Here is a 24146-nt window from a genome sequence, read left to right as displayed (position 1 = left end):
CATGGAAACATTCAATCATTATTCGGCATCAAGCGTTTCAACAATAAAGTTGCTATTGGTGTAAACGCAAATATCGGAAGCAATCTTCATGGCTTTGCGGGCAATTGTTTCGGCATCCATATCGGTGTCGATCAGTGCACGCGCTGCCGAAAGAGCAAAGTTGCCGCCCGAACCGATTGCCATAATGCCATCCTCAGGTTCAAGCACGTCGCCGAGCCCTGTCAAAGCCAATGTTACATTTTTATCGGCCACCAGCATCATCGCTTCCAATTTACGCAAATAACGATCGGTGCGCCAATCCTTGGCAAGTTCAACACAGGCACGCATCAATTGGTCAGGATATTGCTCGAGCTTGGTTTCAAGCCGTTCAAGCAAGGTAAATGCGTCGGCTGTTGCACCGGCAAAACCGGCAATAACCGATCCATTCTTGCCAATGCGGCGTACTTTTCTTGCATTACCCTTCATGATTGTCTGCCCCAATGTCACTTGTCCATCGCCGGCAATGACAACCTTATTGCCTTTACGAACTGTAATGATGGTCGTGCCATACATTGTATCGGGCTTATGTTCTGTCACAAGTAAACTCCTTTTATCCACACGCTCCATCCTCGTTAAAAGCAATGAAAAGCGGCTATACAGAGTGCATATTTAGGAATTCGCACATTAAAACTCAACCATATTGACCAAGACATTTTAAAAACCGTCCCGATTTTTAAAAAAACATTCATTTTTGAACAGAACCGCTCGATTATAACTTGTTATCAAAGCGAATTGTTGACTTGATCAAATGCTGCTAATGCTTGGCAAATTCGAACTCTCAAAGGAAAACAGAAAATGCCATTGCCGACAGTTGCTATTGGTGCATTGGGTGGCACAATTGCCATGGTTGCCGGAAAGTCCGGCGGAGTGGAGCCTGAACTTTCGGCCGACCAGCTCGCAAAATCGGTTCCCGGTATTTCCGAACTTGCTACAATATATGCCGAAACATTGGCAAAACTGCCAAGCGGTTCGCTTTCCTTCAAAGTGTTGTTTGAAGCTCTTGATTGGGCAAATAACCAGATTGATGAAGGTGCAAAAGCTGTCATTCTGACGCAAGGAACCGACACGCTTGAAGAATCAGCATTTCTCCTTTCACTTTATTGGCAAAAACCACAGCCGCTTGTTATTACCGGTGCTATGCGCGCACCAATGGCAGCCGGTGCCGACGGGCCAGCCAATCTTTTATCCTCTTTGCTCGTGGCAATAGATGAACAAAGCATTGGCCGCGGCGCTTTGGTGGTGATGAATGACGAAATCCATTCCCCCTATTTTGTAAGAAAAAGTCATTCGCTCAAAGTTGAAACTTTCAAATCAGGTTTAGTCGGCCCGCTTGGTGTGATTGTCGAGGAAAAACCGGTTTTCTTCCACTCGATCGATAGACGACCAAAACCGCTAAGCCGGCCGAAAACGCTTGATAAAAAAGTTGCGCTTGTCGAAGCCTGCCTTTCTTCAGGAGGAGATCATCTTGAACTCTTATTTTCAAGCGGCATTTATCAGGGCGTTGTGATTGCCGGTTTCGGCTCAGGCCATGTAAGCTTCGAGGAGGCCGATATTATTAAAAATTATGCGGACACTCTGCCGGTTATTGTGGCAACACGGGCCTATAGCGGGCCAACGAGTGAGAGAACCTATGGCTATAAAGGTTCGGAAATTGATCTGATGAAAAACGGCGTGCTGATGGGCGGGTGGCTTTCGCCCTTAAAAGCGCGGCTGTTATTATGGGCTCTCCTTTCAGCCGGTTATGATAAAGAGGCAATTGAAAAAGAATGGGGTCACTGGCAAATCGGCGAGATAGTCAAAACTGTTTAAAGTCACAAAACCGATTGATTGATGAAAAAGACGTGAAAGCAATTGGATATTTTGCACGAATGATTTAACATATTCTACCTCAAAAGTGACGCTGGCAAAGCTTATAAATAACACTGCTTCGTTAAGCCTTGTGCTCATCGTCAGGTTTTGAAAATGACAACAAGTGGAGCTTCTTTCAAGCTTCTTGGAACGGGAACAAAATGACGCGCTCAGCAACGATAAAACGCAAAACCAACGAGACAGATATTTCGGTTTCGGTCAACCTAGACGGAACAGGAACATTCGAGATTGATACCGGTGTAGGATTTTTCAATCATATGTTGGAACAACTTTCCCGCCATTCATTGATTGATATGAAAATCAAGGCTGTCGGCGACACCTATATTGACGATCATCACACGGTTGAAGATTGCGGAATTGCGTTGGGTGAAGCTATCAAACAGGCTTTGGGCGAGCGGCGCGGCATTCGCCGTTATGCTTCGCTTGATCTTGCTATGGATGAAACCTGCACGAGAGCGGCCATTGATGTATCGGGGCGCCCGTTTCTTATTTTCAAGGTTGAATTTCCGACACAAAAAATCGGCTCTTTCGATACCGAATTGGTCAGAGAGTTTTTTCAAGCCTTTTCCCAACATGCCGGAATAACGCTTCATATTGTCAATCATTATGGTTTGAATAGCCACCATATCGCCGAGACCGCATTCAAATCGGTAGCCCGCGTTTTACGTGCTGCAATCGAGGAAGACCCGCGCCAGAAAAACGCTGTGCCCTCGACCAAAGGCACTTTGAAAGGCTGATAAAATGCAAGTCGCAATTATCGACTACGGCTCCGGCAATTTACGCTCGGCCACAAAAGCTTTCGAGCGCGCAAGCCATGACCGTGGCATAAATGCAAATATTGTCCTCACCAATCGGGCAGAAGATGTTATGAAAGCCGACCGCGTGGTTTTGCCAGGCGTCGGTGCCTATGCCGATTGTCGGGCGGGACTTGATGCCGTTCAGGGAATGGTTGAAGCTTTGAATGAAAGGGTGCTCAAAGGCGGCTATCCCTTTATGGGGATTTGCGTTGGCATGCAGCTCATGGCGTCCCGTGGAATGGAAAAAACAGTCACCAACGGACTTAACTGGATTAAGGGTGATGTCACTTTGATAAAGCCTCAAGACGCTGCTTTGAAAGTGCCCCAGATCGGCTGGAACACGCTCGAATTGAAACGGAGCCATCCGCTATTTTCCGGCATCCTCACCGGTGAACAGGGGCTTCATGCCTATTTTGTCCATTCCTACCAACTTGATTGCCAAAATCCTGATGAATTATTGGCAGTCACCGATTATGGCGGGCCGGTTACAGCAGCAGTTATCCGCGACAATATGTTCGGGACGCAGTTTCATCCGGAAAAAAGCCAGCGTCTCGGCCTTCAACTCATTGCCAATTTTCTGGAATGGAAACCATGATTCTTTACCCTGCAATCGATCTCAAAGACGGGTTTTGCGTTCGTTTAAAACTCGGCGATATGAATAAGGCAACAGTTTATAGTGCCGATCCTGCCGCACAAGCCCACCACTTCCAGTCGGAAGGTTTCAAATGGCTTCACGTTGTTGATCTCAATGGCGCATTTGAAGGTGTTACAGTCAATGGTTCGGCCGTTGATGCAATATTGCGCGCAACAACCAATCCCGTCCAGCTTGGCGGCGGTATCAGAACCCTTGCCCATATCGAAAACTGGCTGAAAAAGGGTCTCGCCCGCGTAATTCTCGGCACTGTTGCCGTTAGAAATCCGCAACTGGTTCGTGAAGCTTGCAAACTTTTTCCGGGAAAGATTGCCGTCGGTATTGATGCTCGCGGTGGCAAAGTTGCCGTTGAAGGATGGGCTGAAGAGTCCGAACTTTCCGCCCTTGAACTGGCAAAGCGTTTTGAAGGTGCGGGCGTTGCCGCCATTATCTATACCGATATTGATCGCGATGGAATCCTCACCGGTATTAACTGGAATTCGACCCTTGATCTTGCCCGCTCTGTTTCAATACCGGTTATTGCTTCCGGTGGTCTTGCTTCAATGGAGGATATCAAACGGCTTTGTTCGCCCGATGCTGCCATATTGAACGGTGCAATTTCGGGACGCGCTCTTTATGACGGGCATATTGATGCAAAAGAAGCATTGGCATTGATTGACGAGGCAAATAAAAAAGCCGGAAAGAGCGGGCAATCATGACACTCAAAGCGCGTATTATTCCTTGTCTTGATGTCAAAGACGGCCGTGTGGTCAAAGGGGTCAACTTTGTTGATCTTATTGATGCGGGTGATCCGGTTGAAGCCGCAAAAGCCTATGATAGCGCCGGCGCCGATGAATTGTGTTTTCTCGATATTACCGCAAGTAGCGACAATCGCGAAACATTATTCGATGTTGTTGCCCGCACAGCCGACCAATGTTTCATGCCTGTCACTGTTGGCGGAGGTGTGCGCACTGTAAACGACATTCGCAAACTTCTGCTTGCCGGTGCCGACAAGGTGTCGATAAACACCGCCGCTGTCAAAAACCCCGATTTTGTAGCTGAAGCTGCCGATAAATTCGGCAACCAATGTATTGTGGTTGCCATTGATGCCAAAGAGGTGGCAGGCGATGGTAAAAACCGGCATTGGGAAATTTTTACCCACGGTGGCAGAAACCCGACCGGCATTGATGCAATCGAATTTGCCCGTCTTGTTGAAAAAAAAGGTGCCGGTGAAATTCTGCTCACCTCTATGGATCGTGACGGGACAAAAGAAGGCTATGACATTGCTTTGACCCGTACCCTTGCCGATGCAGTGGATGTCCCCGTGATTGCTTCGGGCGGGGTCGGAACACTCGACCATCTTGTGGCCGGTATCCGTGACGGGCATGCAACAGCCGTGCTTGCCGCGTCGATTTTCCATTTCGGAACCTATAGCATTGGTGAAGCAAAACACTATATGGCAAAAGCCGGCATTCCGGTACGCATGGATGAATTTGGAGAAGGTGAATGACTGATTTTAGCTTGCATAGCCTTGAAGATATTATTGCAAAACGTGCAATGGTTGACGATGGCAGTTCCTATACGGCAAGCCTCGTACAAAAGGGAATGGGGCGTGCGGCCAAAAAAATGGGGGAGGAAGCTGTTGAAACTGTTATCGCTGCACTTAATGAAGATGACAAACATTTCATCAGCGAGAGTGCCGATCTCATCTATCATTTGCTGGTTATGTGGCATATTCGCGGAATAAAGCTTGATGACGTGGTTAAAGAATTGGCAAGACGCACCGCTCAATCAGGACTAGAGGAAAAGGCATCCCGCAAGAATGGTTGACGCGCTAAAGCCCACCAATCAGACCGCCGATCTCGGTGATTTTGTTTTCGGCCGTTATTCGCCCTATAGCATTTTCACGGCCTATGAATGGTCTGTCTTTCGTGCGGATACTCCATTGACCCTGACCTTCGACGAGGTCAAACGGTTACGCTCTATCGGTGATCCGATTGATCTTCACGAAGTGCAGCGCATTTATCTTTCTCTATCCCGTCTGCTTTCGACCCATGTCGAAGCAATCCAGATGCTTTTTCAAAAACGCAAACGTTTCTTGCGCACGCAAAACACCGCAAAAACACCGTTCATTATCGGAATTGCGGGTTCGGTTGCCGTTGGCAAATCAACCACCGCCCGCATTTTACAAGAACTCCTTAAACGCTGGCCCTCGAGCCCCAAGGTGGACCTGATAACAACAGACGGTTTTCTCTATCCCAATGCAGTCCTGAAAGCTGAAAACAGAATGGATAGAAAAGGCTTTCCCGATTCTTATGATGTCGGCAAACTTTTACGTTTCCTTTCTGCTATCAAGGCAGGTATGGGCGATGTTGTGGCACCCCTTTATTCCCATCAGGCCTATGATGTTTTGCCAAATGAGCAAATTGTTGTTGACCGGCCGGATATTCTGATTGTCGAGGGTATCAACGTGCTTCAGGTCAGGGATTTACCGCGTGATGGAAAAGCCGTGCCATTCGTTTCCGACTTTTTCGATTTTTCTATCTATATCGATGCAAAAACCGAAATTATCTATCATTGGTATATGGAGCGGTTCCGCCGTTTCCGCCTCACAGCATTCCAGAATCCCGATTCGTATTTTCATCGTTATTCAAAAATGACAGAAAAAGAAGCTATGGATGTAGCGGAAAATCTGTGGAACACAATCAATTTGAAAAATCTTGAAGAAAATATTTTGCCAACAAGACCACGCGCCGATCTCATTTTGCGAAAGGGCAGCGATCATCTGGTGGAATATGTCGCACTTAGAAAATTATAGGTGAAATATGTCACGAATTTTGGCCCCGATAACGCCTTGTCCGATTGAATTTATGACCGAACGATCGGGGCAAAGCCACCCGATCATTCTGGTCGGCGAAACTGATCAATCTTTTTTTTCCGAAGACACTGTTGCAGCCACGTGGGCAAAAGCCAACCACTTCACTGGAAAATGCGGTGACATATTGATCGTTCCTGATAATGACGGAACGGTTTCCAAAGTCTATTTGGGCTTCGGCGACGGGAATGATGTTTTTGCTATCGGAAATCTGTTTAAACAATTGCCCGAAGGTGACTGGCATTTTGAACATTTACCGGAAAATGCCCTCAACCTCTTTTTGGGACTTGCTCTGGGAAGCTATAAATTCGCACGTTATCTTGAAATAACCGGAAACAAGAAAATCAGAATTACCCTTCCTGCCGATATTGATAAAACTGAACTGAAACGTCTTATTGAAACAACATTTTTCGTTCGCGATCTTATCAATACGCCGACCAATGACATGCAGCCCGACACAATTGAGGAGGCTATACGTGAATTGGGAAGAACTTACAGCGCGACTGTTACCAGTATCTGGGGTGATGATCTTCTCAAACAGAATTTTCCGATGGTTCATGCAGTCGGCCGCGCCGGCTCGGTAGCCCCGCGCGTTATTGATCTTCGTTGGGGAGACGAGAACCACCCTAAAGTGACATTGGTGGGAAAAGGCGTTGCTTTCGATAGCGGCGGGCTTGATATAAAATCCGCAAACGGCATGTTGCTAATGAAAAAAGACATGGGGGGAGCTGCCAATGTTATGGGGCTTGCCAAACTCATCATGGATGCAAAACTCCCTATCCGTTTGAGACTAATCGTTCCTGCAGTCGAAAACTCGATTTCGGGAAATGCTTTTCGCCCCGGAGATGTTTTAAAAAGCAGAAAAGGATTGACTGTCGAAATCGGCAATACCGATGCAGAGGGGCGGCTTATTCTGGCTGATGCACTTGCCTATGGTGACGAGGAAAAACCGGACTATCTTTTTGACATGGCGACCTTGACCGGTGCAGCACGTGTCGCATTGGGGCCGGATGTTCCGCCCTTTTATTGTAACAACAATGAATTGGGCCAAATAATCTCCCGTATATCGCTGGAAATTCAGGATCCGTTATGGCAATTGCCACTTTGGAAACCTTACCAGAAAAAACTTTCCTCCCGCATCGCCGATCTTAATAATGTAACCACAGACGGATTTGCCGGCTCTATTACGGCTGCCTTGTTTTTACAAAGATTCGTCGACCAAGCGGTAAACTGGGCGCATTTTGATATTTATGGCTGGACGCCGGCCGAGAAACCGGCCTTTCCGGTTGGTGGTGAAGCTCAAGGGATTCGCGCTCTTTATACAATTCTGAAAGGCCTTTGATGGATAAACTTGATCCCCGTCTTCATGCCTATCGCCCTGATCTTGCCGACGAAGCTTTGCGTGGGCAGGTAGAAGCATCCCGATTTGTGCGCGGCTCTTTGAAGCGCATTGTCGCGCCTGTTGCTGCTCTTTACAAAATTCCGGACACGCTCTCTGAACGGCAAAGCGAATGTCTCTTCGGCGAAGATATAAAAGTCTTTGAAGAAAAAAACGGGTTTTGCTGGGTTCAAGCCCAACAAGATGGCTATGTCGGTTACATCGAGCAGTCAAAAATCGGTTCTATTGGTAATCACCCCACCCATCGGGTGAACGTGCCGCGCACCTTTCAATATCGTGACGCGGACTTGCGCAGCCCCATGATAAGCCCTTTATCCATGGGAAGTCGCATCAGCGTTGTTGGAGAGGCCGAAACACGCGGCACCCGTTATGCGAGGCTTGATAATGGAAGCTTTGTTGTTTTCAACCATATTACGCCTGTCAGCACGGTGGAAGATGATTATGTGACGATAGCCGAGTCTTTCATTCACACGCCCTATCTTTGGGGTGGCAAAAGTGGTTTGGGAATTGATTGCTCGGGCCTTGTGCAACTTGCACTGATGATGACGGGGCGTACAGTTTTGCGCGATACCGATATGCAGCAAGCGACAATCGGGAAAGATATTGCACCTGAAAATGGTCTCCAACGCGGTGATCTCGTCTTCTGGAAAGGGCATGTAGCCATTATGGTTGATTCCGGAACACTTATTCATGCCAATGGTGCGTCAATGGATGTGAGAAAAGAAAATCTTGATCACGCTATCGAACGTATTGCAAAGAACCATTCGGTTCCAACCGGCTATCGGAGGTTATAACCTAGGATTTTCTGAAACTTCATCAAAGGCTCTACTTTTCTGGAATAACCGCTTTTGCCGGAATAACCACTTCTTGTAAAACGTTTCCATCATCATTCTTATTTTATCCGATAAAACAGAAATAACAGGCTTCAATAACAATCATTAATGCCATTGAAGCCCGAAATATTCTGTGAGCTTTTCCGAATAGAATCAGAATCCCTCGACAACGAGTTTGCCAACCGACCGCTGCGTTTCGATCAAACGATGCGCTTCACGTAAAGTGGCTGCATTGATTGGTGACATAACTTTTGACAGTGTCGGCAAAATTTTCTTTTCGTCGATTAAACGCGCTACATGAGAGAGTATTTCACCTTGGCGCGCTATATCATCTGTTCCAAACATAGAACGCGTAAACATGGATTCCCAATGAACCGACACGCTTTTCATCTTTAGCGGATTAATATCGAATGTTTTCGGTCCATCGATCAGACCAAGTCGTCCTTCGGGTGCAATAATATTGACATATTGCGGCAAGTAACCGTCTGAATTTGCTGTCGAGAAAATGAATGAAGGATGAGGAAAACCGATTTTCTCAAGTTGCGGAGCAAAATCTTTTGTGTGGTCAATGACGTGATGAGCACCCATTTTCAACGCCCATTCCTGCGATTGCGGACGGGATGCGGTTGCAATGATTTCCACATCCGAGAGGTGGCGAGCCAATTGAATGGCTATCGAACCGACGCCGCCTGCCCCGGCAATCATCAATAGAGCATTTTTCCCTTCATGAACCGGCTTCAAAATATCAATACGATCAAACAACATTTCGTAAGCGGTGAGCGAGGTAAGCGGCATAGCAGCGGCTGTCTTGAAATCCAGACTTTTCGGCTTTAGCGCTACCAGACGGCTATCTATCGCTTGAAATTCACTGTTTGAACCTTGCCGGTTGATAGCACCCGCATAATAAACTTCATCTCCCTCGTGAAAACCGGTAACATTTTTACCGAGTTTTTGCACGATGCCGGAAGCATCAAAGCCCAAAATTCTCGGCCCATCGGAAAAAGCTTTGCCAGTTTGACGTGTTTTCACGTCAATCGGATTGACCGAAACAGCCTTCACGGCAACCAACAGGTCATAATCACCGATTTTTGGCACATCAACAGTTAAATCCTGCAAGGAGCGATCGTCATTGATTGGCAAATTCTCGAAATATCCGACGGCTTTCATAATGGTTTTCCTTTGGTAAGAAACATATAAAACATCTATAAAATGGCATGGATGAGGGGGCAATTGCCTCCTCATCCACCAATTTAGAGTATTTTTGAAAGAAAGCCAATTGAACCGGACAAATAGGTGATTGCATTATTTTGCATCTGCCAGAGAAGCCCATGCAAAGTGCAACCGGAATTACAAAGAACCCGAATTATTTGGCAATTTTTTTCTGATTTTTCGACGAGGTTTCTACATGATCAATATCGTCAAAATCAGGATCCTTGAATTGTAAATCATGGAGATGCTTATAAAGGCCACCTTCAATCTGCAACAATTGATGTTGGGTTCCTTGTTCGACAATCTTGCCATTTTTCATAACGACAATTTTATCAGCACGCGAAATTGTCGAAAGCCTGTGGGCGATAACAATAGTTGTACGGTTGGTTGTCAACCGTGCCAAAGCTTCCTTGATCAGGGATTCGGATTCTGAATCAAGAGCACTGGTTGCTTCATCCAGAATCAGAATTTCGCTATTGCGCAACATGGCGCGTGCAATGGCAATACGTTGTTTTTGACCACCCGAAAGATTGCCACCATTATCACCGACATCGGTATCGTAGCCATTCGGCAGTTCCATAATAAAGTCATGCGCATTGGCAAGCTTGGCGACCTGTTCGATCTCTTCTTCGGTTGCCCCTTCACGCCCGAGCCCGATATTATAGCGGACAGACCCTTGAAAGAGGAACGTATCTTGCCCGACATAAGACATCAATTCGCGCAACGATTTGAAGCTTACATCACGGATATCTTGTCCATCAATAAGAATACGTCCTTCTTGTGGATCATAAAGACGCATGATCAAATTGATCATTGTCGATTTACCCGATCCGGAAGGTCCAACCAAGGCAGTCATCTTTCCTGCCGGAATATCAAGATTGATATCATGCAGAACCATGTGGCCCTTCACATAGGAAAAACCGACATGTTCAAGCCGGACATCACCCTTCGAGCGGTCAAGATCAACAGGATTTTCCTTTTCCATAAGGGTGAGCGGATGATCAAGAATTTCGAACATCATGCGAACACCGATCATGCCTGATTCAATTTTGACACGCACATTGGCAACCCGTTTTGCTGGTTCATAGGCCAGAAGAAGCGCGACAATAAATGACATCAGCTCGCCTTGAACGCCAACTCTTTGGGTTGCCATGTAACCGGAAAAACAAATAACCACGGCTATAGCAACACCGGCAAGCGTTTCCATAATCGGATTAGTTGCCGATTCAAGCATCGCTATACCATTCGAGCGCATTTCCACATCGGTAATAGCCTTGTCCATGCGCCGCTTCATCAACTCTTCCAATGAAAAGGCCTTAATGACGCGAATGCCGATTGTGGTTTCCTGCATAACTTTAATAATTTCGGCAATAGAGGAAAGTTCTTTTTCCATCAGTCCCCGAACGCGTTTCAGAACCTGACGAACGCCGATAAAAGCAAGAGGGCCGACTGCCAGAGCAACAATGCTCAGCAGAAAGTTCTGATAAAGCATAACCGCAAGAAGACTGATAACCGAAAAAAGATCACGCACAAATGTGGTTACGATCGTATCGATAATGCTGCGAGCGGCATTCGCATTTTGCGTGACACGCACAAGCAAATCGGAGGAAGAATTATTCTGATAAAAAGCAACGCCCTGCTGCATCAATCGTGAATAAATACGGCGCTGTTGTTCTGCAACAATACTGTTTCCTGCTTTACTTAAAAAATAGGTCTGGGCAAAAGTGGAAAAACCCTTCAGAATAAAAATTCCCGCAACCGCTGCAGAAACCAATGCAATGATTTTAAAGTCCTTGGCTTCTATGATGTGATTAACCACATCACGCATAATCCATGCGCTTGCGCCGGTTGTTGCCGAGATAACCAGCATGGATATGATGGCACAAATATACCAGAATGCATGTTTGCGAAAATTATCATGTAGCAAACGCATAATGAGTTTTTTATCAAATGATGATATCTGCTTTTTTTTGGCCATAAACAGCTTAACCTTTAAAAACCACTGCTTTTAGTGAAGGATAACTCTCAACCTCACCAACAATCACTCCCGTTCCTACCCTCTTCAATGGGGGGATGCAAGAAGCCCGTCTACTTTGTAATACGATTTGAGAGCAATTATGCAGTATAAATGTTATTATCTCATTGATAATATGGCAGTTAGGAAAATATGATATCCCAAAAGCGAACAGACGGGAAACAGGCGCTCGAATTAGCCGTCAAACGTCCATGGAAAGGCGAATTTTCGTAAATAATTCTTTCAACTATCGGAAATAATGGAATGGGCTTTTTAAACAAAGGAAAACTAAACACTTTTTTCTGGAAAACTTTCGGTTTCTTTGTTGTAAAGGCAAAGAGACCCGCCGGTTTTGCGCCTTTTAACAAAAGGCTCCCTTCTGTTGCCATCATTTATGACCCTTCACATGACCCGAATTTCCACCTTTCCGATTATCTCGGTTATTTGACGGATAATTTTAATATTATTCTTTTTCTACCGGAAAGTTATCGATCGTCTCCGGAAATAAACATCGAAAAATGCTGGCGGGTTTATTATTTCGGTTCCCGTGAACTTCAAAACCCTATCAAATTTTATTTTTCCTGGTTTTTGCTATCTGCCCACCCCATTCGTTTTGTCCTGATTAACGCCAATGTCGGCCGGTTCCTGATGCATTACCTATGGCAAAAACATATTGCCAGCCTATTGCTTATTGGAGAAAATCATCCGCTTGAAGGAAAGACTTTAAACAGAGTCATCGCTTATGCCACAAGGGTCATTTATGATCGTTATGAAACATTTATGAAAACCCTTACAAACGCTTTGTGGGCCTTTCCTGACAGTGTCGATTATCTTGTTCCTCCAGATAGCAAAAATGCCGAAGAGTTACAAAACTACATTTCCAGGATCACTAACATTGGTTATAAAGCTCAAAAACAACTTATTCAGGAAAACAAGGATGCTGAGTTCTTAAGCAATTCCTCTGAATTTGATATTCCTTATTGGACCGGAAAAAATAAACCTAGGTTCAACCGCTTCCGTTACGCCCGCCATTACGTTCGTAACTATAAAAGCGGTGCAAGTGCAGCACGCCCGAGAGCCGGTTTTCACCCCGGCATTTACGCCGAAAATCACGATCTTGGCGAGGAACGCGTCGATCCTTTTGTTCATTACCTAAAATCTGACAAACCCGATGGAAAATGGAACTGGAATGTACTGACTTCTCCTGACATTGTTTCCTCGCCCGATATTGGATTGAAAATCGCGCTCCATATCCACGCTTATTACCCACATATGTTAGAGGCAATACTTGAAAAATTGAGGGCAAATAAAATACGTCCCGACCTGTTTATTAGTGTTAAAAACGAAAGCGATAAATTATCTGTTCAACTTCTTGTCGACAAATATGAAGGGAAAACCGTTATAGAAGTGGTTCCCAATCGCGGACGGGATATTGGACCATTGTTCACCGAATTCGGAAAAGAGCTTGTTCAGCACTATGAGATTATCGGTCATATACACACGAAACAAAGTCTTCACGAAACCGACCGGAAGATGGTTGCGAATTGGAACACCTTTCTTATGACCAATCTTTTGGGCGATGGCAAAACGATTAAGATGGCAGATGTGATTTTGCATTATATGCAAACGCATGAAAAAACAGCGCTGATTTTCCCTGATGATAAATATGCGGTCGGTTGGGCAGGTAATTATCAAGCAGGCCTTGAGCTCGCCAAACGCCTGAAAATAGAAACATTGCCAAAATATATAGTATTTCCCACAGGGACGATGTTCTGGGCCAAGGCAGACGTGCTCAAACCGTTTGTCAATCTCGACTTGCAGTGGAACGACTATCCTCAAGAGCCCTTGGCGCTTGATGGAACTTTCTTACATGCGATCGAACGCATGTTTACTTTGACATGCTATCAAAAGGGCTATGACATCGTGACCACCTATTTGCCCCATAAGACACGATAAGCTCTTTGAATTTCCACTCTATCTTGAATAACGGGTAAAAATTCATCGGAACTGTTTTTGATGAATGTTATGGCAGCTCCGATTGTTTTATGGACAGAAAACCCGAACAGATTTTTATTTATCTATTTTGTTCGACATTTCTATTTTTGTACGTCATTGCGTAATTTGATGCTTTCAGCTGTTTTTTCAATTTCTGTGTTATATGCTGCCAATGTACCTTTTTCTCCGGTGGCATGCATAAAAATAGGACGCCCATCATTTCCAATGGCTGCGTAAATAACGAGATCAACAGGATCACCCTTCATAAGAGCGGTTGCCTGAAGCTTCAGCCCCGAGTGGCCGGCAAATTTTGTCGTTGATGTTTTGCGATCTTCAACATTATCCACTGTACCTTTGATCGATTGGAGATAGTTATCTACGACTTTATCAAGTGGCGCCCCTTTGGTATTTTCGAGCCCCTTGGTCACGATAATATCAGGACGCTCGGCGTCTTCCTTAATATAGGCCGGAATCGTCAACATTGCGGAGCTGTTCATAATAGATCCGACAAACTCGAACGGAGGTTGAGCACCAAAAGTGAAAGGAAGTGCACTTAGCTGATCGGATTCATCATTATGACTGGCAAGTGAAACCGACCCAAAAATCGTCATGGCATCATTATTGGAGAATTTTGCTTTCTCCGGTGCCTGAACAGTAATGATATAGGAAGCATTGGGCGCAAATAACATGGACGACCATTTGTCAAAAATACCATTGGCTGCCGTCTGTTTGCCCTGATAAATTTTCAATGCATAACCATCGCGGGATTTTTTGTCTGACTGCGAAACAATATCATAATGCTGGGCTGCCATAGCAGGCTTGAACTTGCTCTCGTCACTGAAAAGCTGTTTTATATGATCACTGGCCGGAGGCATTGTCGCCACAACAATCGCAGCACCGGTTTTTTTATCAATAAATCCGCTAAAATCGGTCGTTAAAGTAAAACTATCAGGTACACTAATATAAACTGCTGTGCCGGGAACTTTCTGGTAAACTGCTGCACGAGCCCCCATTGGAGCCGAGCATAAAGCAATAATAAGGGAAATGAGTTTCATCGACTTAAACACTGAACTAACCTCCGGTATCATAAACTCGCAAAACATACCAAACTACTTCAACATTATTATTATAATACCTGCAACGCTTTGTAGGTAGGGATTGTTCATCATAACTTGCCATCAAGACTGCTTGCTCACGGTAATGTGATCCGCCAGCTTGCTCTTGCGGTACCCGTAACAAAAATAGAATACGATGCCAATAAGGTTCCATAATAGAAAATAATATTGGGTTTTTGACGGCAGGCTGAAAAACAGGTAGATGCAACCGATGGCACTTAACGGTCCGACAATAAAGACCAGAGGTGTTTTGAATTTTCTTGGAACGTCGGGTGCTGTTTTGCGTAAAACAATGAGACATATGCCAACAGAAGTAAAGGCAACCAATGTACCTGCATTGGCGAGAGCTGCTATTTCATCAAGCCGGAAAAGTCCGGCAATAGCAGCAATGATCACGGCAGTGAAAAGTGTTGTCGCAACAGGTGTGCCTGTTTTTGCGTTCACGCGGGAAAGAAAAGAAGGAAGGGTTCCATCCCGCCCCATGACAAAGAATATACGGGTTTGACCGTAAAAAAAGGCCAATAAAACAGTGGGTAGAGCAACGACCGCTGCTATACCGATGAGACCTGCAATATGATTGGAACCGAGACTACGCAAAATATGGGCAAGAGGTTCCTCGCTATGGGCAAATTCCGTGTAATGCAAGGAGCCGACAGCACCGAGACCAACCAGAACATAAATAATGATACAGGCAATCAATGAACCGACAATTCCGATTGAAAGATCGCGCCGTGGCTCTTTGGTTTCTTCGGCGGCCGTCGCGATTGTATCAAAACCATAAAAAGCGAAGAAAATAATAGCCGCGGCTGCCATGACACCGCGCTCCACGCCATCCGGAGACATAACTTTTGAAAATCCGTTCGGCATGAATGGATGCAGATTTTCTAAATCAAAGTGGGGAAGTGTAACAATAATAAATAAAACCAGCGCAGTTATTTTGATAACCACCAGAAAAAGATTCAATGTTGCGCTCGCTTTGGTGCCGATCATCAACATAGCAGCGATAACAAAGACGATGAAAACTGCAGGAAGATTGACAAGACCATGAATACCCGTTGCAGGATCAACCGCATTATAACCGGCAGTCAACCAGAATGGCAGATGAATGCCGATGCCATGCAAAAATCCGGTCGCGTAAGCCGACCAGCCGACTGCAACGGTGCTGACCACCAGAGAATATTCGAGAATGAGACTCCATCCCACGATCCAGGCGATAAGCTCGCCCAATGCCGCATAAGAATATGTGTAGGCGCCTCCCGCGAGCGGAATAAGAGTCGCAAGTTCCGCATAAGCAAAAGCAGCACAAGCACAAACTATTCCGGCGATAACAAATGCAAAAAGTACAGCCGGTCCAGCCCTGTCAGCTCCGATACCAATCAGTGTATAAATGCCTGTGCCGACAATTCCGCCCACGCCCAAAGCGACAAGATGAGGCCACCCCAATGTAGGGACGAGTTTCCTTTCCCGTTGAACATTTTGTTGAAGAACGGGTTTTCGTCTGAGCCATCCCGACATTTTACATTCCTTACTCTTCCGCCTGATAAGGTTTTCCGAATGCAAAAAAGCCTTAACCGAACGGCACAAATTCAAATTTTCCGTATTTTAAGTCTTACAAGACTAAATACGTGACACGATGCGCCCAGTATTTCATGTATTGTTTTGCGATTGCAACCAGAAGTTAACAAAAAAGCACCGTTTATAACGATGCTTTTTAAAATGATCTTAAGTGTTATTTTGGAGCGACCACCATCATCATTTGTCGCCCTTCCAGTTTTGGCTCAGCCTCGACTTTCGCGATAGATGAAGTATCTATCTTTACCCGTTCGAGAAGCTGCATACCCAATTCTTGGTGGGCCATCTCGCGACCACGGAATCGAAGGGTTATTTTGACCTTGTCACCGCCCTCAAGAAATTTGCTGATCGCCTTCATTTTGACCCCGTAATCATGGGTATCAATATTTGGCCGCATCTTGATTTCTTTAATTTCCACGGTCTTCTGCTTTTTGCGAGCCTCGGATGCTTTTTTCTGATTCTGATATTTCAGCTTACCAAGATCAATTATTTTGCAAACAGGCGGTTCGGCATTTGGAACAATTTCGACAAGATCAAGACCCGCTTCTTCAGCCATAGCCAAAGCATCATGTGTCGGTATTATTCCGTGATTATGCCCCTCATGATCAATAAGCTGTATACGAGGAATGCGAATATCCTGATTGGAACGCGGCCCATCTTTCGGGGTTGGCGTTGTTTTAAACGGTCGGCGAATGGTCGATTCTCCCTATAATAGTTTCAATTATTCAGTTCTGAAATAAATTACCCAATCAAAAACCGGCGTGATGACTTGCGTCATTCAAAAAAACTCGTCAGATGCTTGTTTGAGATCAGGATAAACTTATCTCTTTTTTTCGTCATATACAAATTAACGTGCAAAAACAACCGAATTAACGTGCAAAAACAACCGAAATGCCTAGCTTTTAATGAATATTGGCTTGAAATTGGCATAAAGGGTTTAAGTCACGATTTTCTATGATTAGAATAAGTATGTTGTGATCAAGTTTAAAGATATGAGCTGAATAAGGAGTTTTTTCATGGAAAATGGTGCTCTCGAATTTTTAACTATAGGCCATCAAAAACTCGCTATACGCGCTCTGAAAGGTGACAAACATCCCGGTCTCATGTGGCTACCGGGTTATCGTTCACATATGATGGGTGGTAAAGCCGTCGCATTGAACGAATTTGCCCAAAAAAACAATTATCCATTTTTGCGTTTCGATTATTCAGGGACCGGCGAATCGGAAGGCGATTTCTATCAAGGCAGTATTTCGTTGTGGCTCGAGGAAAGCCTGGCACTTTTTGAAAAATTTTGCCAAGGTCCGCAAATTATCGCCGGATCATCAATGGGAGGCTGGATTGCACTCCGCATGGCACAGGAATTGGCCAAGAAAAACATACCGCTTGCCGGTCTGTTACTTCTCGCCCCTGCACCGGATTTCACCCGTGACCTTGTTCGCCCGCAAATGAGCAGCAAACAAAAACGGGAACTGGAGGAACGCGGCTTTTTTGAAGTTCCTTATGAAAACGAGCAGGAACCTGTTCCTTTTACCAAAATTTTTCTTGATGACGGCGATAAAAATCTGGTTATGGAAGGCCTCATCGATATTCATTGTCCCGTTCATATTATTCAGGGAATGGCCGATAATGAGGTGCCTTATCAGCATACGCTCGAACTTGTTGAACATCTGCCTTTCGATAATGTTACTCTAACGCTGATCAAGGACGGCGAACATCATCTTTCTCGCCCTCAAGATATTGCAACGATTATCAATGGGGCGGAAACTCTTATTGCAAACAGCAATCGTTGATCGTTACGCTAATCTCTAGAGAACGAGAGGTGAGGGTCGGATTTGTATTTTCTCGAAATTTCGTTGCCGTCGGATAAAATCGGAATTAACACTTTGAAAAAATATAACTATCCGACGGGGCTATCGTGCAAAATAACGAATTAAAACCGGATAATAGTTCGGGAATTCATCTCAAAAGCTGATTTTATCATGTTTTTCCGTTTATCTTCGCCATCTCTTCAAAAACGATTTTTATTACCTAAATAACCGACATGTTTTTTGCGTCAAACAGCTCTGACAAATCCCTCCTTAAAAAGTTGCAACTGACACTTCAATTGTCGGATCGTTCTTTGCCGCTTACAATTGTGCGAAGTGCACGGGCAAGCCGGTTGACATTACGGATAGAAACAGGTGGCAAAGGTGTTCGCGTGACCGTACCACCAACAACAGCGGAAACCGAAGTAACAAATTTTATCGAGCGCTATAGGGGGTGGATAGAAAGCCGGATTTCGCGTTTTCCTCCCCCGCAGGATACCCCGATGTTGAAACCCGGTGCCGCGATTCCTATTCTCGGTCACCCTTATCGCATTATTCATCAAGAAGGACGTGGTAACGTCACTATTATACCGGATGATGATGGTAAAGGCGGAAAAATCATTGTTTATGGCGATAGCCGCTATCTTCCAAGACACATTCGCGAAGCCTTAAAAAAACAGGCTGCGCTGATTATTGCCCCTCTTGTTAAAAAACACTGTGCCGTGGTCGGCAGAACGCCCGTTTCAATCCGCTATAAAGATACCAAAAGCCGTTGGGGATCCTGTTCAGCCGACGGCCATTTGTCGTTTTCCTGGCGAATTGTCATGGCTCCGATCGGCGTGATCGATTATCTTGTTGCACATGAGACCGCACATCTTATCGAAATGAATCACAGTTCGAAATTCTGGTCTTTATGTGAAAAACTGTGCCCGCGCACAAAAGAGTACAGAGCATGGTTGAAACGGAATGGCCAAACTCTTCATGCTATTGACTTCGAATAATGGTGTTTTGGATAATCGAGCCTTCGCTTATTCACTTGATTTTAGCAAAATGATCGCCTGATATTCGATTATTTTAAACAATAATGACTGACTTTATAACAAGCCAGAAATGCTGCAAAAGGCTTGTTATTTTAGCAAGAGTCTATCCTGTTTTCTCTAAACGCAGAAAAGCAATTAGCGGGCTTCCAGTCCCATCTTCCAGAATTCTGTTTCAAGCCGGGTAGCCGTGTTAAAAATTTTACTCAAGTGCTTGAAATGCACTTCATCATGACTTTGTTCGGCCAGTTTATTGAAGCTATCAAGAAATGTTTTCACGCCTTTAACGTAATCATCACTTTGGTAATTTTTGATCCATTGTGAATAGGGATTTCCTTCAAACACAGTGTCTGGTGATTCGACAAGGCGCAGACCGATTTCTGCATAGCCCGCAACACATGGAATCAAGGCTGTCATCAAGTCGAGCCGGTCACCTGAATATCCAACGTCCAGAACAAAACGGGTATAGGCAATGGTTTCGATAGCTTCTTCTGCCCCGCTCATTTCCTGTTCCGAAATTCCCCACATTTTTGCATAGGCTACATGAAGCGGCATTTCTGCTGCAATATCATTTAGGCCGTCAAGCGCTTCCCGAATATCTTCGATATTCGTTGATTTTGCCGCAAGAAGTGCATAAGCACGGGAAAAATGAACGAGGAACAGATAATCCTGCGTCAAAAACTTTTTGAAACATTTTTCTTTCAATGTTCCAGCGGCCAATTGATTGACAAAAGAATGTTCAACATAAGCTTGCCACAAACCACCGGCATTTTTTCGCAAATGTCCAAAAGTGCCTTTCTCGAAATCGGGCTTTTCCATCAATCCTCCGCTATATCTGCCTGACAGGCTTGTAAAATCGTCTTTTCCGCTTTAGACGGATCGCTGTCCTTATAGGTCAGGAATGCATCATTCCCTTTTATATGAAGACGGTAATTATCCTGATCGTCAACAGCGATGAAAAGCTTTTCCGCAGTTTTAACATCCTCACGCAATGCCACCAGTTTTCCGTCGACAGATATGACTGCATAAGAACCATCTTTGGCCTTTATAAAAACCGCCTGCAATGCCACGCCCCGTTCACAGATATAGGTTTGGTTATGCACTGAAGGCTCTTCGGCATTGGCCGCAAAGCCATGAAGAGCAGCAAAAGCAAGCGTTGCAAGGAAAGTCTTTTTCAACATTTTTCAAGGCCTTTACCAAAAGACAAAAAATTTTTTGGAACTTTATATTCAACCACCCGTTAAGTGAGCACCAGGACAAAACCTGGTACCCCTAGGTGCCCGATGGAGTTGCCCCCGCTTGTCTAATCGGGCACCCCTTTCTTCTCATTATACGCCTCCTCCCATATAATGAGGACTAACCTACTACGATCGGTGTTCCAACCGGAACCCGATTGTAGAGGTCGATAATATCCTGATTCATCAATCTGATACAACCGGATGACATTGATTGGCCGATGGACCACCATTCCGGTGAACCATGGATACGATATCCTGTATCGCGACCGTTTTGATAGATATAAAGTGCGCGTGCACCAAGCGGATTGGTGGGGCCGGGCTCCATGCCGTTCTTATATTCAACAAGTTCAGGTTTTCTTCCGATCATTTCTGCCGGTGGTGTCCAACGGGGCCATTCGCGTTTGAATTGAACATTGGCTCGCCCCGACCACTGGAAACCGGCTGCACCAATACCTACGCCATAGCGTAATGCATCACCGTCAGGCTGGATGAAATATAGAAAATGGTCTTTGAGGCTAACAACAATTGTTCCCGGAGCTTCGCCTGTCGGGTTGGGTACGATCTGGCGTAAAAATTGTTTTGGCACTTTGTCGTAAGGAATTGCTGCAAGCGTGTATGGTCCTTCATGGACGGCCGCATACATTTTATCAGGCGAGGTAAAACCTTTATCAATGCCGATGAGCGGGCGTGGAATTGAACCGGTTGTCATATTATTGTAACCGCTTCCCAAAATGCTGTCACTCGTGCAACCGCTCAATAACCCGACAAACGTTGTTCCACTTCCGATTAAAAAACTGCGGCGGGTAAAAGAGAGGCGTGATTTTTTCATAAAGCACCTGAACTCGTGTTCAAACAATTGCAACCAATTTTGGTTCGAAACGAATTTGGCTTATCAATCCGTTTCCGATTCTTGCCATTATTGAATGCATGCTATTTGTTATGAATGATGCCTAATGATGGTTTCCGAATGGTTAATTCCGGTTGTTTAAACTTGCCTCGACCAAGGCACACCAGAAAACCGCACCGTCGATGATATTTTGATCATTAAAATTATAATGGGGACTATGAAGACTTGCACTTTCGCCATTGCCGAGGAAAAAAAACGCTCCCGGACGAGCTTCCAGCATAAATGCAAAATCCTCGCTTACAGTGGTTGGTATCTCGGTCTCGACGACTCTGTCCGCTCCCAAAACACGTTTGGCAACATCAAGAGCAAAATCACTATGCTCGGGGTGATTGACCACCGCAGGAACAAGCCTCTCATAATTCACCGATGCGGTTGCACCGAAGCTTTGCGCCTGATCTTCAGCGATTTTTTTGATACGCTCTTCAACAAGATTTTGAATATCTGCGGAAAAGCTGCGCACAGTCAGAGAGATCGTTACGCTATCAGGGATGATATTAAAGGCTTCGCCGCCATGAATAGAGCCGGTCGATATAATAGCGGATTGAAGTGGCGGAACATTGCGTGATACAATTGTCTGCAGCGCCATCACGATAGAAGACGCAACAATAACAGGATCAATTGCAGATTCCGGTCGGGCTCCATGTCCCCCTTTACCGTGAATGACAATTGTTGCCTTATCGACAGAAGCCATCATCGCCTTTTTGGTGAATTGTATTTTTCCTTGTGCGAGTCCTGGCCAGTTATGGAGTCCATAGATGGCATCACAAGGAAATCGTTCAAACAATCCGTCATTGATCATTGCTTTTGCGCCGGCACCAATTTCTTCGGCCGGTTGAAAAATAAGATGCACTGTTCCGTCAAAATTTTTCGTGGCCGCCAAAGCACGTGCGGCTGCAAGGAGTGTTGTTGTGTGGCCGTCGTGACCGCAAGCATGCATCACACCTTCATTTTTGCTGGCATATTCCAGATCTGTTTCTTCCCTTATCGGGAGAGCATCCATATCGGCTCTGATGCCAATCGATTTTGGTCCATTGCCATTTTTTAAACTCGCAACAATACCATTGCCACCAATGTGGCGGGTTACTTCATATCCATATTGTTGCAGAAGCGTCGCTATTCTGGCCGAAGTGGCCGTTTCTTTTCCGGACAATTCGGGATTATTATGCATGGCATGTCGGAATTCGGTCATTTCCGGCAAATAGGAGAGGATCAAATTTTTGATTGCTTTTGTCGCCATCTTTCCCGTTTCCATCGTTGATCTGGTCAATTATGGAGGTTGCAAGAGGTGGTTATCAAGAAATATCCGTCTATTTTTTCTAGCCGAGCAGCTATTTTTTACCTTCTGCGAATTGGCTCGTGTGTGTTGCCTCCAAAGCCCCGGTCAATTGCCAGCGAGCACAAAGTCGCTTCACAAAGTGTGAAAAATCGCCTGTTTCAAAAAAAACGGCAGTCATTTTTTATCGGTGAAACCGACAAGCCTTATCACAATTTTCAAATTTTTTTCGTCGCATTTCGAAAGCCGATGAAATTACTGGAGGTTACCTGCACTGACGATTGCCCACACTGGCGGTTGCCTATGTTTCGATTAAAGAAAAAATCAATTTTCAAGCTCTCGCCAGATATTTTTCAACCAGCGCACCCCACAGGGTTGCACCAACAGCAATACCATCATCGTTGAAATTATAATGCGGCGTATGAAGACCTGTGCTGTCACCATTGCCCATAATGATATAGGCACCCGGTACTTTTTCCAGCATGTAGGAAAAATCCTCACTCGGGGTCAAAGGTTCGGCATTTTCGACGACATTTTTGTCGCCAACAACTTGTTTGGCAACTCCTAAAGCAAAGTCGATCGATTCGGCATCATTTACCGTAACAGGATAACCGCGTTCATAATTGATGATGGCCTTTGCTCCATAGCTTTCGGCTTGCGATTTCACCAATTTACAAATTCTTTCCTGCAAAAGGTCCCGTACTTTTGCCGAAAACGCCCGAATCGTCAGCTCCATCTTGACTTCTTCCGGTATGACATTGGAAACACTGCCACCTTTGAACATACCGACAGTGATAAGTGCAGCCTCGAGCGGTGGGACATTACGGGAAACAATGGTTTGCAAGGCCATAACGATAGATGACGCCGCAACAATCGGATCAATTGTTGTTTCCGGACGTGCACCATGACCGCCTTTGCCGCGAACTGTAATATAAGCGGTGTCAACCGATGCCATCATCGGCCCTTTCGTAAAACGCAATGTTCCTGAAGGAAAGCCCGGCCAATTATGCAATCCATAAATCCGGTCGCACGGAAATCTTTCAAACAATCCGTCATCAATCATTTTCTTGCCACCGCCATAACTTTCCTCGGCAGGCTGGAAGATAACACGGACTGTGCCATCAAAATTCTTGGTTTCGGCAAGATAACGGGCGGCAGTCAGAAGAATTGTTGTATGCCCGTCATGCCCGCAAGCATGCATGACCCCTTTATTCTTGCTGGAATAATCGAGATTGGTTTCTTCTTCGATCGGCAAAGCATCCATATCGGCACGTATACCGATTACCTTTTTGCCATTACCGACTTTCAATGTGCCAACAATACCGGTTTTACCGACACCCCGTACAACGTCGAAGCCCCAACTTTTAAGTAGGCTTGCTACTTTGTCGCCGGTTTTATGCTCGTTAAAGCCCAATTCGGGGTTTTGGTGAATTTGGTGGCGGATCGCCACCATTTCATCAATCGTTTTATCAATATGCTCGCGAATATGTTTCATAGATAAAAGTCCTATATCCTGCATTTTTCGGGAATGTAGCTTT

At 45.2% G+C, this 24146-nt stretch carries 23 protein-coding genes; 12 read left to right on the top strand and 11 right to left on the bottom strand.

The features are described 5' to 3' along the window. Positions 1–18: 18 nt before the first annotated feature. The gene (hslV, locus tag H3S83_RS01785; RefSeq protein WP_075869579.1) at positions 19–576 is read right to left on the bottom strand and encodes an ATP-dependent protease subunit HslV; all 558 of its coding nucleotides are present in this window, start codon (positions 574–576) and stop codon (positions 19–21) included. A gap of 264 nt (positions 577–840) precedes the next feature. Between hslV and H3S83_RS01780 the strand changes: the two genes are divergently transcribed. From H3S83_RS01780 to H3S83_RS01740, 9 genes are all read left to right on the top strand, one after another. After that, complete coding sequence (locus H3S83_RS01780; protein WP_198239633.1) at positions 841–1848, top strand: asparaginase; 1008 nt, start codon at positions 841–843, stop codon at positions 1846–1848. A 200-nt stretch (positions 1849–2048) separates the two neighbouring features. Beyond that, the gene (hisB, locus tag H3S83_RS01775) at positions 2049–2645 is read left to right on the top strand and encodes an imidazoleglycerol-phosphate dehydratase HisB (protein ID WP_077969792.1); all 597 of its coding nucleotides are present in this window, start codon (positions 2049–2051) and stop codon (positions 2643–2645) included. Between the two features lie 4 nt (positions 2646–2649). Beyond that, the gene (gene hisH / locus H3S83_RS01770; RefSeq protein WP_198238744.1) at positions 2650–3300 is read left to right on the top strand and encodes an imidazole glycerol phosphate synthase subunit HisH; all 651 of its coding nucleotides are present in this window, start codon (positions 2650–2652) and stop codon (positions 3298–3300) included. Then, complete coding sequence (hisA, locus tag H3S83_RS01765; RefSeq protein ID WP_078040281.1) at positions 3297–4055, top strand: 1-(5-phosphoribosyl)-5-[(5-phosphoribosylamino)methylideneamino]imidazole-4-carboxamide isomerase; 759 nt, start codon at positions 3297–3299, stop codon at positions 4053–4055. The genes hisH and hisA overlap by 4 nt, the downstream gene beginning before the upstream one ends. Continuing rightward, positions 4052–4846, top strand: a complete 795-nt coding sequence (hisF, locus tag H3S83_RS01760; protein WP_077969785.1) for an imidazole glycerol phosphate synthase subunit HisF — start codon at positions 4052–4054, stop codon at positions 4844–4846. Before hisA ends, hisF begins: the two co-directional genes overlap by 4 nt. Beyond that, a complete protein-coding gene (locus H3S83_RS01755) occupies positions 4843–5166 on the top strand; it encodes a phosphoribosyl-ATP diphosphatase (RefSeq protein ID WP_077969783.1) in 324 nt (107 codons plus the stop codon). The genes hisF and H3S83_RS01755 overlap by 4 nt, the downstream gene beginning before the upstream one ends. Beyond that, complete coding sequence (coaA, locus tag H3S83_RS01750) at positions 5159–6154, top strand: type I pantothenate kinase (RefSeq protein WP_077969781.1); 996 nt, start codon at positions 5159–5161, stop codon at positions 6152–6154. The genes H3S83_RS01755 and coaA overlap by 8 nt, the downstream gene beginning before the upstream one ends. Positions 6155–6161: 7 nt before the next feature. Beyond that, positions 6162–7553, top strand: coding sequence for a M17 family metallopeptidase (locus H3S83_RS01745; protein ID WP_246741701.1), 1392 nt, complete (start codon positions 6162–6164; stop codon positions 7551–7553). Continuing rightward, on the top strand, positions 7553–8404 hold the full coding sequence (locus H3S83_RS01740) for an NlpC/P60 family protein (protein ID WP_198238743.1): 852 nt from the start codon (positions 7553–7555) through the stop codon (positions 8402–8404). Before H3S83_RS01745 ends, H3S83_RS01740 begins: the two co-directional genes overlap by 1 nt. Before the next feature lie 192 nt (positions 8405–8596). On the opposite strand, the gene H3S83_RS01735 is transcribed toward H3S83_RS01740, so the two are convergent. Both H3S83_RS01735 and H3S83_RS01730 read right to left on the bottom strand, forming a co-directional pair. Next, positions 8597–9610, bottom strand: coding sequence for a zinc-binding alcohol dehydrogenase family protein (locus H3S83_RS01735; protein WP_198238022.1), 1014 nt, complete (start codon positions 9608–9610; stop codon positions 8597–8599). Positions 9611–9806: 196 nt separating this feature from the next. Beyond that, the gene (locus H3S83_RS01730) at positions 9807–11630 is read right to left on the bottom strand and encodes an ABC transporter ATP-binding protein (protein WP_198238742.1); all 1824 of its coding nucleotides are present in this window, start codon (positions 11628–11630) and stop codon (positions 9807–9809) included. Between the two features lie 300 nt (positions 11631–11930). Here H3S83_RS01730 and H3S83_RS01725 point away from each other — a divergent pair, with 300 nt between their 5' ends. Beyond that, on the top strand, positions 11931–13622 hold the full coding sequence (locus H3S83_RS01725; protein ID WP_198238741.1) for a rhamnan synthesis F family protein: 1692 nt from the start codon (positions 11931–11933) through the stop codon (positions 13620–13622). Positions 13623–13762: 140 nt separating this feature from the next. On the opposite strand, the gene H3S83_RS01720 is transcribed toward H3S83_RS01725, so the two are convergent. The 3 genes from H3S83_RS01720 to infC all read right to left on the bottom strand — a co-directional run bounded on the left by H3S83_RS01720 (position 13763) and on the right by infC (position 17042). Further along, positions 13763–14728, bottom strand: coding sequence for a hypothetical protein (locus H3S83_RS01720; RefSeq protein ID WP_198232461.1), 966 nt, complete (start codon positions 14726–14728; stop codon positions 13763–13765). Positions 14729–14839: 111 nt separating this feature from the next. Continuing rightward, positions 14840–16291 carry an amino acid permease gene (locus tag H3S83_RS01715; protein WP_198238740.1) on the bottom strand — a complete coding sequence of 484 codons (1452 nt, stop codon included), beginning with the start codon at positions 16289–16291 and terminating at the stop codon, positions 14840–14842. A gap of 214 nt (positions 16292–16505) precedes the next feature. Further along, positions 16506–17042, bottom strand: coding sequence for a translation initiation factor IF-3 (gene infC / locus H3S83_RS01710; protein WP_198239631.1), 537 nt, complete (start codon positions 17040–17042; stop codon positions 16506–16508). Positions 17043–17364: 322 nt separating this feature from the next. On the opposite strand from infC, the gene H3S83_RS01705 reads away from it, so the two are divergent. Together H3S83_RS01705 and H3S83_RS01700 are read left to right on the top strand one after the other, a co-directional pair. After that, the gene (locus H3S83_RS01705; RefSeq protein ID WP_198238739.1) at positions 17365–18138 is read left to right on the top strand and encodes a carboxylesterase; all 774 of its coding nucleotides are present in this window, start codon (positions 17365–17367) and stop codon (positions 18136–18138) included. A gap of 329 nt (positions 18139–18467) precedes the next feature. Next, positions 18468–19154, top strand: coding sequence for a M48 family metallopeptidase (locus tag H3S83_RS01700; RefSeq protein WP_225867937.1), 687 nt, complete (start codon positions 18468–18470; stop codon positions 19152–19154). A gap of 174 nt (positions 19155–19328) precedes the next feature. Here the strand turns inward: H3S83_RS01700 and tenA are convergent, their stop codons facing one another. The 5 genes from tenA to H3S83_RS01675 all read right to left on the bottom strand — a co-directional run bounded on the left by tenA (position 19329) and on the right by H3S83_RS01675 (position 24103). Then, complete coding sequence (gene tenA, locus H3S83_RS01695) at positions 19329–20009, bottom strand: thiaminase II (protein ID WP_198238738.1); 681 nt, start codon at positions 20007–20009, stop codon at positions 19329–19331. After that, positions 20009–20371 carry an MliC family protein gene (locus tag H3S83_RS01690; RefSeq protein WP_077969754.1) on the bottom strand — a complete coding sequence of 121 codons (363 nt, stop codon included), beginning with the start codon at positions 20369–20371 and terminating at the stop codon, positions 20009–20011. The genes tenA and H3S83_RS01690 overlap by 1 nt, the downstream gene beginning before the upstream one ends. A gap of 175 nt (positions 20372–20546) precedes the next feature. After that, positions 20547–21257, bottom strand: coding sequence for a L,D-transpeptidase (locus H3S83_RS01685; RefSeq protein ID WP_198238737.1), 711 nt, complete (start codon positions 21255–21257; stop codon positions 20547–20549). A gap of 142 nt (positions 21258–21399) precedes the next feature. Continuing rightward, positions 21400–22572: a M20 aminoacylase family protein gene (locus H3S83_RS01680; RefSeq protein WP_246741700.1), complete on the bottom strand. Its 1173-nt coding sequence runs from the start codon at positions 22570–22572 to the stop codon at positions 21400–21402. A gap of 367 nt (positions 22573–22939) precedes the next feature. Beyond that, positions 22940–24103, bottom strand: a complete 1164-nt coding sequence (locus H3S83_RS01675; RefSeq protein WP_198238029.1) for a M20 aminoacylase family protein — start codon at positions 24101–24103, stop codon at positions 22940–22942. Positions 24104–24146 lie beyond the last annotated feature (43 nt).

This window comes from Bartonella sp. W8122, from assembly GCF_016102485.1.
Classification (GTDB): Bacteria; Pseudomonadota; Alphaproteobacteria; order Rhizobiales; family Rhizobiaceae; genus Bartonella; species Bartonella apihabitans.
This window is presented reverse-complemented; position numbering and strand designations above follow the sequence as displayed.

Excerpts from the sequence above, each read along its gene's own strand:
- hisB (WP_077969792.1), top strand. The coding sequence starts at position 2,049 with ATGACGCGCTCAGCAACGATAAAACGCAAAACCAACGAGACAGATATT.
- hisH (WP_198238744.1), top strand. The coding sequence starts at position 2,650 with ATGCAAGTCGCAATTATCGACTACGGCTCCGGCAATTTACGCTCGGCC.
- hisA (WP_078040281.1), top strand. The coding sequence starts at position 3,297 with ATGATTCTTTACCCTGCAATCGATCTCAAAGACGGGTTTTGCGTTCGT.
- hisF (WP_077969785.1), top strand. The coding sequence starts at position 4,052 with ATGACACTCAAAGCGCGTATTATTCCTTGTCTTGATGTCAAAGACGGC.
- H3S83_RS01755 (WP_077969783.1), top strand. The coding sequence starts at position 4,843 with ATGACTGATTTTAGCTTGCATAGCCTTGAAGATATTATTGCAAAACGT.
- coaA (WP_077969781.1), top strand. The coding sequence starts at position 5,159 with ATGGTTGACGCGCTAAAGCCCACCAATCAGACCGCCGATCTCGGTGAT.
- H3S83_RS01745 (WP_246741701.1), top strand. The coding sequence starts at position 6,162 with ATGTCACGAATTTTGGCCCCGATAACGCCTTGTCCGATTGAATTTATG.
- H3S83_RS01740 (WP_198238743.1), top strand. The coding sequence starts at position 7,553 with ATGGATAAACTTGATCCCCGTCTTCATGCCTATCGCCCTGATCTTGCC.
- H3S83_RS01735 (WP_198238022.1), bottom strand. The coding sequence starts at position 9,610 with ATGAAAGCCGTCGGATATTTCGAGAATTTGCCAATCAATGACGATCGC.
- H3S83_RS01730 (WP_198238742.1), bottom strand. The coding sequence starts at position 11,630 with ATGGCCAAAAAAAAGCAGATATCATCATTTGATAAAAAACTCATTATG.
- H3S83_RS01725 (WP_198238741.1), top strand. The coding sequence starts at position 11,931 with ATGGGCTTTTTAAACAAAGGAAAACTAAACACTTTTTTCTGGAAAACT.
- H3S83_RS01715 (WP_198238740.1), bottom strand. The coding sequence starts at position 16,291 with ATGTCGGGATGGCTCAGACGAAAACCCGTTCTTCAACAAAATGTTCAA.
- H3S83_RS01705 (WP_198238739.1), top strand. The coding sequence starts at position 17,365 with ATGGAAAATGGTGCTCTCGAATTTTTAACTATAGGCCATCAAAAACTC.
- tenA (WP_198238738.1), bottom strand. The coding sequence starts at position 20,009 with ATGGAAAAGCCCGATTTCGAGAAAGGCACTTTTGGACATTTGCGAAAA.
- H3S83_RS01690 (WP_077969754.1), bottom strand. The coding sequence starts at position 20,371 with ATGTTGAAAAAGACTTTCCTTGCAACGCTTGCTTTTGCTGCTCTTCAT.
- H3S83_RS01685 (WP_198238737.1), bottom strand. The coding sequence starts at position 21,257 with ATGAAAAAATCACGCCTCTCTTTTACCCGCCGCAGTTTTTTAATCGGA.
- H3S83_RS01680 (WP_246741700.1), bottom strand. The coding sequence starts at position 22,572 with ATGGCGACAAAAGCAATCAAAAATTTGATCCTCTCCTATTTGCCGGAA.
- H3S83_RS01675 (WP_198238029.1), bottom strand. The coding sequence starts at position 24,103 with ATGAAACATATTCGCGAGCATATTGATAAAACGATTGATGAAATGGTG.